The sequence below is a fragment of the uncultured Sphingomonas sp. genome (genome assembly GCF_964243315.1).
In the GTDB taxonomy this organism is placed as follows: Bacteria; Pseudomonadota; Alphaproteobacteria; order Sphingomonadales; family Sphingomonadaceae; genus Sphingomonas.
The window spans coordinates 1-10,856 of the sequence record NZ_CAXTEM010000076.1 but is presented as its reverse complement, the minus strand read 5'-3'; the positions used below and the strand labels follow the sequence as shown (position 1 = coordinate 10,856).

General features: G+C 67.7%; 9 protein-coding genes. 5 read left to right on the top strand and 4 right to left on the bottom strand.

Going from position 1 to position 10,856, the window contains the following annotated elements; translation table 11 throughout:
- Positions 1 to 194 precede the first annotated feature (194 nt).
- From ACFE77_RS14860 to ACFE77_RS14850, 3 genes are read left to right on the top strand one after another with little or no spacing between them, the layout of a single operon-like run.
- Positions 195 to 1,802 carry a M20/M25/M40 family metallo-hydrolase gene (locus ACFE77_RS14860; RefSeq protein ID WP_375422428.1) on the top strand — a complete coding sequence of 536 codons (1,608 nt, stop codon included), beginning with the start codon at positions 195 to 197 and terminating at the stop codon, positions 1,800 to 1,802.
- Positions 1,802 to 2,548, top strand: a complete 747-nt coding sequence (gene rlmB / locus ACFE77_RS14855) for a 23S rRNA (guanosine(2251)-2'-O)-methyltransferase RlmB (protein ID WP_375422427.1) — start codon at positions 1,802 to 1,804, stop codon at positions 2,546 to 2,548. The genes ACFE77_RS14860 and rlmB overlap by 1 nt, the downstream gene beginning before the upstream one ends.
- Before the next feature lie 12 nt (positions 2,549 to 2,560).
- Entirely contained in the window at positions 2,561 to 3,160 is a 600-nt protein-coding gene (locus ACFE77_RS14850; RefSeq protein ID WP_375422426.1) for a DedA family protein, read from the top strand.
- 3 nt (positions 3,161 to 3,163) lie between these two features.
- Here ACFE77_RS14850 and ACFE77_RS14845 read toward each other — a convergent pair whose 3' ends face one another.
- Entirely contained in the window at positions 3,164 to 4,054 is an 891-nt protein-coding gene (locus tag ACFE77_RS14845; protein WP_375422425.1) for a tyrosine recombinase XerC, read from the bottom strand.
- Between the two features lie 88 nt (positions 4,055 to 4,142).
- Between ACFE77_RS14845 and ACFE77_RS14840 the strand changes: the two genes are divergently transcribed.
- Together ACFE77_RS14840 and ACFE77_RS14835 are read left to right on the top strand one after the other, a co-directional pair.
- Entirely contained in the window at positions 4,143 to 5,618 is a 1,476-nt protein-coding gene (locus ACFE77_RS14840) for a diguanylate cyclase domain-containing protein (RefSeq protein ID WP_375422424.1), read from the top strand.
- Between the two features lie 39 nt (positions 5,619 to 5,657).
- Positions 5,658 to 7,826, top strand: coding sequence for a primosomal protein N' (locus ACFE77_RS14835; RefSeq protein WP_375422423.1), 2,169 nt, complete (start codon positions 5,658 to 5,660; stop codon positions 7,824 to 7,826).
- Between the two features lie 428 nt (positions 7,827 to 8,254).
- Here ACFE77_RS14835 and ACFE77_RS14830 read toward each other — a convergent pair whose 3' ends face one another.
- Genes ACFE77_RS14830 through ACFE77_RS14820 form a run of 3 tightly spaced genes read right to left on the bottom strand, consistent with a single transcriptional unit; the run spans position 8,255 to position 10,854 of the window.
- Entirely contained in the window at positions 8,255 to 8,506 is a 252-nt protein-coding gene (locus ACFE77_RS14830; RefSeq protein WP_375422422.1) for an ATP synthase F1 subunit epsilon, read from the bottom strand.
- Positions 8,506 to 9,981, bottom strand: coding sequence for a F0F1 ATP synthase subunit beta (atpD, locus tag ACFE77_RS14825; protein ID WP_375422421.1), 1,476 nt, complete (start codon positions 9,979 to 9,981; stop codon positions 8,506 to 8,508). Before atpD ends, ACFE77_RS14830 begins: the two co-directional genes overlap by 1 nt.
- Positions 9,982 to 10,005: 24 nt before the next feature.
- A complete protein-coding gene (locus tag ACFE77_RS14820) occupies positions 10,006 to 10,854 on the bottom strand; it encodes a F0F1 ATP synthase subunit gamma (protein WP_375422420.1) in 849 nt (282 codons plus the stop codon).
- Between the last annotated feature and the right edge of the window lie 2 nt (positions 10,855 to 10,856).

Below are 10,856 nucleotides of genomic sequence, written 5' to 3'. Positions count from 1 at the left end.
CTTGCACGGGCAGATTTACAGTCTGCTGCCTTTAACCACTCGGCCACCTGTCCAGATGGGCCGCTTTTCAGAGCGAGGCGGCTCCATGGCGAAGCGGGACGCGGCTGTCAACGCGGGTCAGCGTCGCGGCACTGCTTGCGCGCGGTGGGCGGCACCCGTAGCAACACGGTCGATATCGTATTGAAGGGGGTCCCATGCGCCGTTTCCTGCTCGCCGCCACTGCGGCGGTCGCTCTCATGCCGTACCATGTGGGTGCGCAGGATAAGGCATCGGCCAACCGGATCATCGACGAGGGCACGAACCACAGCCAGGTGATGGTCACCGCGCAACACCTGACGGACGTGATTGGCCCGCGGCTGACCAACTCGCCGGGAATGCGCAAGGCGGAAGGCTGGACCGCGGCGAAGTTCACCGAATGGGGGCTGAAGAACGTCCACAAGGAAGGCTTCGCGTTCGGGCGCGGGTGGACGATCGAGCGTGCATCGGTGCGGATGCTGACCCCCCGCGCGGTGCAGCTGACCGCGATCCCTATTGCTTGGACGCCGCCGACCAATGGCGCACTGACCGCGCCGATCGTCGTCGCGCCGATGAAACGCGAGCGTGACTTCGACAAATGGCGCGGGCAGCTGCGCGGCAAGATGGTGATGACGACGCTGCCGGTCGCTGCGCGCGAATCGACCGAGCCGGTGTTCCAACGGCTATCCAACGAGGAGCTGTCGAAGCTAGACCAGTTCCAGCAGCCGGTGAACGATCCCGATGCCGCCGATCGGCGGCTGAAGCGGCTTGATTTCGCGGCCAAGCTCGACGCGTTTCTGAAGGCGGAGGGCGCGGTCGCGATGGCGACGATGGCGTATCGCGACGGCAACCTAGTCAGCGGCGAGGGCTATCTGTTCGGCACCGGCGCGACGGCCGCCCTGCCCGCGGTACAGATCGGGCAGGAGGATTATCTGCGGCTCGCCCGGCTGGCCAGATCGGGCACCGCGCCGACGCTGGAGATCGTCAGCGACGTGCGGTTCGACGATACCGACGAGCAGGCTTACAACATCATTGCGGAGATCCCCGGCACCGACCCAAAGGCGGGTTACGTGATGGCCGGTGCACATCTCGACAGCTGGGTGGCGGGCGACGGCGCTGCGGATAATGGCGCGGGCAGCGCGATGATCATGGAAGCCGCGCGGATCATCGCCGCGACCGGGATCAAGCCGAAACGCACGATCCGCTTCGCGCTGTGGACCGGCGAGGAGCAAGGGTTGCTCGGGTCGATGGCCTATGTCGAGAAGCATCTCGCGACCCGCGGCGCCCCCGGCGGCACCGCCGACACGGGGCTAAAGCGCTTTTACGGCTGGACCAACCGGTGGCCGGTCACGCCGCAGCCGGGCTATGGCGACCTTGCCGCCTATTTCAACATCGACAATGGCTCGGGCAAGCTGCGCGGGCTCTATGCGGAGCGCAATCCCGCGGTGGTGCCGATCTTCCGCGAATGGCTCGCGCCGTTCGCCGCGATGGGCGCGAACACCGTAGCGCTGCGGCCGACCGGCGGCACCGATCACGTGTTCATGCAGGCGATCGGCGTACCCGGCTTTCAGTTCATCCAGGATCCGCTCGATTACGACAGCCGGGTGCATCACAGCGGAGTTGATACGTTCGATCACCTGAAGGCCGACGACATGCGCCAGGGATCGATCGTGCTCGCATCGGTGCTGGTTTCGGCCGCGAATGCCGAAAAAGCCTTGCCGCGTCCGCCGCTGCCGACCAAGCCCGCGGTGACCGATCCCTTCGCATATCCGGACGACGACGACTGATGGCCAAACGAGGACACCGCCCGAGCACGGGCACCGCGGGACGCCCGCGCTTCTGGGGACGCCATGCGGTCACCGCCGCGCTCGCCAACCCCGAGCGCATCGTTCGCAAGCTGTGGGGCACGCGCGAGGCGCTGGCGGCGCTTGATCTGCCGCCGGTGCTGCCGGTAACGTTTGCCGACGTCGCCGATCTCGGCCGGCTGGTTCCCGCCGACGCACCGCACCAGGGGCTCGTCGCGGAGGTCGATCCGCTCGAGGACATGTGGCTGGGCGATCTGCTGGCGCAGGGCCGCGACGATCGCCGGCCGCTGGTGGTGCTCGACCAGGTCACCGATCCGCACAACGTCGGCGCGATCCTGCGCTCCGCGGCGGCGTTCGATGCGCTCGGCATCGTCACGCAGGACCGCCATTCGCCGCCCGAATCGGGGACTGTCGCGCGGGCCGCGTCGGGTGCGCTGGAGACCACGCCCTGGGTCCGCGTCGTGAATCTGGCGCGTGCGCTGGAGGAGATCGCGGAGGCGGGGTTCTGGCGAATCGGCCTCACCGGCCACGCGACGCAGACTCTTGCGCAGGCGATGGGCGAGCAGCGGATCGCCATCGTGCTCGGCGCCGAGGGTGAAGGCATGCGGCAGAACACCGAGATGCATTGCGACGAACTCGCCAAGCTGCCGATCAGCGGCAAGGTCGAAAGCCTCAACGTGTCCAACGCGGCAGCGGTCGCGCTCTACGCGGTCGCCGCGCGCGGCTGAGGCATACCGGCGATGACCGCCTTCATCCTCGATCTGATCGCGGCGGGCGGGTATTTCGGCATCTTCCTGCTGATGGCCTTGGAGAATGTCGTCCCGCCGATCCCGTCCGAGGTGATCATGGGGCTCGGCGGCATGGCGGTCGCGCGCGGCGACATGGCGCTGGTACCGCTGGTGCTGATCGCGACCGCGGGCACCACCGCGGGCAATTGCTTCTGGTACGTGGTCGGTCGTCGGCTGGGCTACGAACGATTGCGCCCGTTCGTCGATCGCCACGGCCGGTGGCTCACGTTGGAATGGAGCGATGTCGAACGACTCCACCGTTTCTTCGAACGCAATGGCGGCTGGGTGATCTTCGTGTTCCGCTTCATGCCGACCTTCCGGACGATGATCTCTCTGCCCGCCGGGATGACGCGGATGCCGGTATGGCGCTTCCTCGCCTGGACCTACGCGGGCAGCCTGATCTGGAACACATTGCTCGCTTGGGCGGGAATCTGGTTCGGTTCGCGGTTCGAACGGCTCCAGGATTATGTCGGCCCGGTGGTGATCGGGATCAGCGTCCTCATGGTCGCGGCCTATGTGTGGCGCGTTGCGACCTGGCGGCCGCACCGCTGAAGTCTACGCCCGCGGGTGGGCGTTGCGATAGACGTCCAGGATGTGCGCGGCATCCACCGCGGTGTAGATCTGGGTCGAACTCAGCGACGCGTGGCCGAGCAGTTCCTGCAACATGCGAAGATCCGCGCCGCGCCCCAGCAGATGCGTCGCGAAGCTGTGCCGCAGCGCATGCGGCGTCGTGCGCGCCGACAACCCAAGCCGCGCCCTTGCCGCCCGGACGGATCGACGGATCACGCCCGGCGACAGCGGCCCGCCCCGCGCACCGCGAAACAACGGCGCCGACCGATCGGCCGGCCATGGCGATTGCGCGACATAGGTCTCGATCGCGGTGCGTACCGGCGGCAGTAGCGGAACGATGCGGGTCTTGTCGCGCTTGCCGGTGACGACCAGCGTGACGCCGAGCGGCAGCGCGCGCCCGGTCAACGCCAGCGCCTCGCCGATCCGCAGGCCGGCGCCGTAGAGCAGCATCAGCAGCGCCCAGTCGCGCGCGCCGATCCACGGCTCGGCGGCGTCTTCGGCGACATCGTCCGCCAGAGCCACCGCCTCGTCGGGCGAGATCGGACGCGGTAGGCCCTTCTTCACCCGCGGACCACGCAGCCGGGGCAGATCGGCGTCGGGCACCGCCCAGGCAAGGAAGGCACGGACCGCGGATAGCTCGCGCGCCGCCGATGCATTGGTCAGCCCCTCCCCGCGCCGCCGCGCGAGATAGGCGCGAAGGTCGGCCGCGGACACCCTCGCCAGTGTCGATCGATCATCCGTCGCATCCCCCAAATGCTCTCCGAGAAACTCGATCAGCCGTTCCGCGGTCGCGCGATAGGCGCGCGCGGTGTGCACCGATCGCCGGCGGTCGCGCGACAGGTGCTGGGCGAACAGGATGGGCAGCGGGGTGGTCACCCGCCGACGCTAGGGTCGATCGCAGCCAAAAGCGATCCATTCTCGGTTTCTACTTACTCCCGTGAACTTCTTGGATATGATCGGATATATGCTGCCCATCTCCGCTCGAATGTTCGACACCGATGAAGGTCGCCGACTGGCGGCGCTCTACGCGCTCGACCTGCTCGACACGCCGCCGGAGGCGGAGTTCGACGCAGTCGTGAGCCTCGCCGCGCACCTGCTCGGCAAGCAGACCGCGGTGCTGTCGCTGATCGATCAGGATCGTCACTGGATCAAGGCGTGCAGCGATACGGCGTCCGGCGGATCGTCGGGGCTCCACATCCTGTGCGAGGACTTGATCCGCGGGCAGGAGATTACGGTAATTGAGGATGCAGCGGCCGATCCGCGGTTCCACGGCGATCCGCTGGTGATGGAGGATGGCATCCGCTTCTATGCGGGCGTTCCGCTCTACGCACCCGGCGCCGACGGCAGCGTCCAGGCGGTCGGCACCTTGTGCGTGGCCGACCCGCAGCCGGGGCGCCTGACCGTCGAACAGATCCTGGCGCTCCGCAATCTCGCCAAATTGGCGCAATCCCTGCTCGCCGCCCGCCTCGCCGCACGGTCCGCGCTCGACCTCGCCTCGCTTGCCAAGCAGCAGGCGGCGGACCTGTTGCGCAACGACCAGACGTTCCGCCAGGCCGAGCGCATGGCGAGGATCGGATCCTGGCGCTACCTGCCCGCGACCGACGAGATCCAGTGGTCGGACGGCGTGTTCCACATTCACGGGCTCGCTGTGGGTGATCGCACGGCTATCGACCGGTTGCTGGCGCGATATCCCGTCAATCTGCGGCGGCTGATCTATCGCTCGTCGCAGCGGTCGCTACGCACCGGCGAGCCGTTCCAGATCGAAGTCGACTTCATCGATGCCGGGGGCGACCGTCGTCGCATTTGCGCGATCGGGGCGCCCGAGATTACCGACGGCGGCGCGATCGCACTGATCGGATTGTTGCAGGATATCACCGACCGACACCGGATGGAGGAACGGCTCCGCCGGTCCGCGGATTGCGACGATCTGACCGGGATCGCCAATCGTGCGGCGTTCGACCGTGTGCTGGGCACCGCGATCGCCAACCCGCTGTCCGAGCGCCGGCCATTGATGCTCGCGATCGTCGACCTCGATTGCTTCAAAGAGGTCAACGATACGCTCGGCCATCGCGCCGGCGACGACGTGCTGCGCGCCGTCGGGCGGCGGCTGCGCGACCCGTGGCTGCGGGGCAGCTACGCCGCGCGCATCGGCGGCGACGAATTCGCGCTGATCGTCGAGCACCCCGAACTGATCGCCGACCCCGTCGCCTTCACGCACCGGCTGCAGCATGAACTCTGCGTGCCGGTGACCGCGGGCAGCATGACGATCGCCACATCGGGCACGGTCGGCACCGCGATGCTGACCGATCACGACAACGTCCGCGACTTCGTCCACGCCGCCGACACCCAGCTATATACCGCCAAGCGGTCGCGGATCGGCAACCGGCGGCGGACCGATCGCGACAGCGGGCCGCCGCCGCGGGGGATCGCCGCCGAATAGCGGTTCACCCGCGGCCTGCCGCGCCCCATATGGACGGCAATGTCACGCGCCCGCGTCCTCGTCCTGAACTCCGCCCTCGGCCCGCTCGATTACCGCGTCCCGCACGGCATGACCGTCGAACCGGGATCGATCGTGGTCGCGCCGCTCGGCCCCCGGCAACTGCTCGGCGTGGTGTGGGAGCCCGAATACATGCCCTCGGAGACCGAGGTCGGCGACAACCGGCTGCGGCCCCTGCTCGCGGTCGCGGACGTGCCGCCCCTCGGGGGCGCGCTGCGGCGGCTGGTCGAATGGACCGCCGACTATTATCTCGCGCCGCCCGCTAGCGTGGTCCGGATGAGCCTCGCCTCGACCTCGGCGCTGGAGGGCGCGCGCACCGTCACCGAATACCGGATCGGCGGCACCGTGCCGGCGAGGCTCACCCCGCAACGCGAACAGGCGCTGGAGCGGATCGGCGACCGCCAGGGGCTGATCCGCGAACTCGCCACCGCCGCCGACGTCTCCGACGCGGTGATCCGCGGGCTGGTGAAGTGCGGTGCGATCGAGGCAGTGGAGGTCGACATCGACAGCCCCTACCCGCGCCCCGACCCCGGGTTCGGCGCGCCGACGCTCTCCGAGGAACAGAGCGCGGCGGCGGAAACGCTGGTCGCGGCGGTGGCGGCGCGCGCGTTCCAACCGACCCTGCTCGACGGCGTTACTGGCTCGGGCAAGACCGAAGTCTATTTCGAGGCGATCGCCGAGGCGATCCGCGCCGGGCGCCAGACGATCGTGCTGCTCCCCGAGATCGCGCTCACCGAGCCCTTTCTGAAGCGCTTTCACGATCGCTTCGGCTGCGAGCCGGTGGCGTGGCATTCGGGGCTGCGATCCACCCAGCGGCGTCGTGCCTGGCGCGCGATCGCGAGCGGCGAGGCGCTGGTCACGGTCGGCGCGCGATCGGCCTTGTTCCTGCCCTATCGCAACCTCGGCCTGATCGTCGTCGACGAAGCGCACGAGACCAGCTTCAAGCAGGAAGACGGGGTGCATTACCACGCCCGTGACGTCGCGGTGATGCGCGGCAAGTTCGAGGCGTGCCCGGTAATCCTCGCCTCCGCGACGCCCGCGATCGAAACCCGTCAGCAGGTCGCGCTCGGTCGCTATGCCGAACTGAAGTTGCCCGCGCGCTTCGGCACCGCAGAGCTGCCGACGATCGAGCCGATCGACCTGATCGAGCACCCGCCCGAACGCGGCCGCTGGCTCGCGCCGAAGCTAGTCGCCGCGCTGGAGGAAACCCTGGAGCGGCGCGAGCAGGCGCTGCTGTTCCTGAACCGCCGCGGCTATGCGCCGCTGACGCTGTGCCGGACCTGCGGGCATCGCTTCCAATGCCCCAATTGCACCGCGTGGATGGTCGAACACCGGCTGACGCGGCGGCTCGCCTGCCATCATTGCGGGCATATCGAGCCGGTCCCGCGGCTCTGCCCCGAATGCAAGAACGAGGACACGCTCGTGGCCTGTGGGCCCGGTGTCGAGCGCATCGCCGACGAGGTGACCGCGCTGTTCCCGGCCGCCAAGGTCGCGGTGGTCACCTCCGACACGATCTGGTCGCCGGCCAAGGCCGCGGAGTTCGTCGGGCGGATGGAAGCAGGCGACATCGACATCGTCGTCGGCACGCAGCTTGTGACCAAAGGCTACCACTTTCCCAACCTGACTCTGGTCGGGGTGGTCGACGCCGATCTTGGACTGGAGGGCGGCGACCTCCGCGCGGCGGAGCGGACGTTCCAGCAGATCCGCCAGGTGTCGGGGCGTGCCGGGCGCGGCGAGAAGCCGGGCCACGTCTATATCCAGACCCACAGCCCCAAGGCGCAGGTGATGCAGGCGCTGATCACCGGCGATGCCGACGCCTTCTACGAAGCCGAGACCGACGCCCGCAAGGACGCCGGCGCGCCACCGTTCGGCCGCTACGCCGCGATCGTGGTATCGTCGGAGGATCAGGCCTGCGCGCACGACACCGCCAAGCTGGTCGGCCGCTCTGCCCCGCTGGTGGACGGCATGGCGGTATACGGCCCCGCCCCGGCCCCGCTGGCGATGCTGCGCGGCCGCCACCGCTACCGGCTACTGGTCCACGCGCGCCGCGCGCTCGACGTGCAAGACGTCATTCGCGACTGGCTCGGCGCACTGGACTGGCCGAGCAAGGTGCGGGTCACGGTCGATGTGGATCCGTACAGCTTTTTGTAGTGGGTGGCGGGCTAGATGCCATCTGGCCTGCCTCTTGAGGTCCGACCACCATTTCTACCCGGTCAACCCCCCTCCTGTTTTCCCGCGAAGGCGGGAATCCAGGGTCGAGCAGAACAACAGCCGTTATCTGACGTGACACTGGGCTCCCGCCTTCACGGGAGCACAACGCGGGTAAGCTCCGACTGCCGTTATCCGCCTACTTGTTGGAAGCCGACAGTACCGTGAACATCCAAGGTGACGAAGCTGGCCAGCGGAGTTGCCGGCTACCTCCCCGGCGAAGGCCGGGGCCCAGTTGGGAGACGATGGTTACCCAGCGATACGCGCCGTTACTCCGGCCTTTCCAACTGGGCCCCGGCCTTCGCCGCGGTGGTTAAAGGGTCACGCGCGCCGAAACTAAAGCGCCGTTGCATCCCAACTACCGCCCAGCGTCAGTCCGCCTGCTCGGCCAGCACCGTCAGACCGGCCGCATTCACCTCGGCGAAGCCGCCCTGGATCGCGATCGTCTCGGGCGTGGCGTTCTGCGTGCGATAGATCGACAGCGCGCCGTCGCGCACCGTCGACATCACCGGCGCATGCCCCTCGAGCACGCCGAAGTCGCCCTCGGCCCCGGGCACGACGACCATGTAGACCTCTTCCGAGCGCACCAGGCGCTCGGGGGTCACCAGCTCGAAGCGCAGCATTACGCTTCCTGCGCCAGCTTCTCGGCCTTGGCGATCACTTCGTCGATGCCGCCGACCATGTAGAACGCGCTCTCCGGCAGATGATCATATTCGCCGTCGACCACCGCCTTGAACGACTTCACGGTATCCTCGACCGAGACGAACTTGCCGCTGATGCCGGTGAAGACCTCGGCGACGTGGAACGGCTGCGACAGGAACTTCTGGATCTTGCGCGCGCGCGTCACCGTCAGCTTATCTTCCTCCGACAGCTCGTCCATGCCGAGGATGGCGATGATGTCCTGCAACGACTTGTAGCGCTGGAGCAGTGATTGGACCGCACGCGCGGTGTCGTAATGCTCCTGACCGACGACCCGCGGCTCGAGCACGCGCGACGTGGAGTCGAGCGGGTCGACCGCCGGGTAGATGCCCAGCTCCGAGATCGCGCGGTTGAGCACGGTGGTCGCGTCCAAATGCGCGAACGAGGTCGCCGGCGCCGGATCGGTAAGATCGTCCGCGGGCACGTACACCGCCTGCACCGAGGTGATCGACCCCTTGTTGGTCGAGGTGATCCGCTCCTGCAACGCGCCCATGTCGGTCGACAGCGTCGGCTGATAGCCCACCGCCGACGGGATGCGGCCGAGCAGTGCCGAAACTTCGGCGCCCGCCTGGGTGAAGCGGAAGATGTTGTCGACGAAGAACAGCACGTCCTGGCCTTCGACGTCGCGGAAATATTCCGCGATCGTCAGGCCCGACAGCGCGACGCGAGCACGTGCCCCCGGGGGCTCGTTCATCTGGCCGAACACCAGCGCGACCTTCGAACCCTCAGACTGCGGGTTGCCGTCGGCATCCTTGGCGATGACGCCCGCGTCGAGGAACTCGTGGTACAGATCGTTACCCTCGCGGGTCCGCTCGCCGACGCCCGCGAACACCGACGTGCCGCCATGCCCCTTGGCGATGTTGTTGATCAGTTCCTGGATGAGCACGGTCTTGCCGACGCCGGCGCCGCCGAACAGGCCGATCTTGCCGCCCTTCGCGTAAGGCGCGAGCAGATCGATGACCTTGATGCCGGTGACCAGGATCGAGCTTTCGGTCGACTGGTCGACGAACAACGGCGCGGCCGCGTGGATCGGCGACGTCGTCTCGGCATTGACCGGACCACGCTCGTCGATCGGCTCGCCGATCACGTTGAGGATGCGCCCCAGCGTCATCGGGCCGACCGGCACGCGGATCTGCGAACCGGTGTCGCGAACGTTCTGCCCACGGGTCAGACCCTCGGTCGCGTCCATCGCGATCGTGCGGACGGTGTTCTCACCCAGATGCTGCGCGACCTCGAGGACGAGGCGGTTGCCGTTGTTATCGGTCTCGAGTGCCGACAAGATCGCGGGCAAATTATCCGGGAAATGCACGTCGACGACCGCGCCGATCACCTGGGCGATGGTGCCGATGTTGTTGGTCATGCCCTCGGTCGGGCGGATGTCTTCAGCGGCGGTTGCCATTGCGGTTCTTCCTGCTTTTCGAATTTAGAGGGCTTCGGCGCCCGAGATGATCTCGACCAGCTCGGTGGTGATCGCGGCCTGGCGGGTACGGTTATATTCGATCGACAGGCGGTTGATCATGTCGCCCGCGTTGCGCGTCGCATTGTCCATCGCGTTCATCCGGCTGCCCTGCTCCGACGCGGCGTTCTCCAGCATCGCGCGGAAGATCTGGATCGCGACGTTGCGCGGCAACAGGTCGGCGAGGATGGTCTCCTCGTCGGGCTCGTATTCGACCGCGGCGACGTTGCCGCCGGCGGGCGCCGCATCGACCGGCAACGCAACCGGGATGATCTGCATGCCGGTCGGCTCCTGCACCAGCGCCGAGACGAACTTGGCGTAGAATAGGTGCGCGACGTCGAACTCGCCGGCGTCGAACCGCGCGACCAGATCCTGGGCCAGACCCTGCGCATCGCTGAACGCGATCTTCTTGATCCCGCCTAGTTCGTAATCGTTGGCGACCTGGGTCGGGTAGAAGCGCTTGAGAACGCGACCCTTCTTGCCCGCGAGATAGAAGCGCACGGTCTTGCCCGCGGCTTCCAGTTCCTCGGCCTTCTTGCGCGCGGCGCGGACGATGTTGGTGTTGAACGCGCCCGCCAAGCCGCGCTCGGACGTCGCGACCACGATCAGGTGGACCTGATCCTTGCCGGTGCCCGCGAGCAGCTTGGGGCTGCTCTCGCTGACCGTGACGGTGGAGGCGAGGCTCGCCATCACCCGCTCGAGCCGCTCCGCATACGGTCGACCGGCGACCGCCGCCTCCTGCGCACGACGCAGCTTCGCCGCAGCGACCATCTTCATCGCCTTGGTGATCTTCTGCGTCGACTTCACCGAGCCGATGC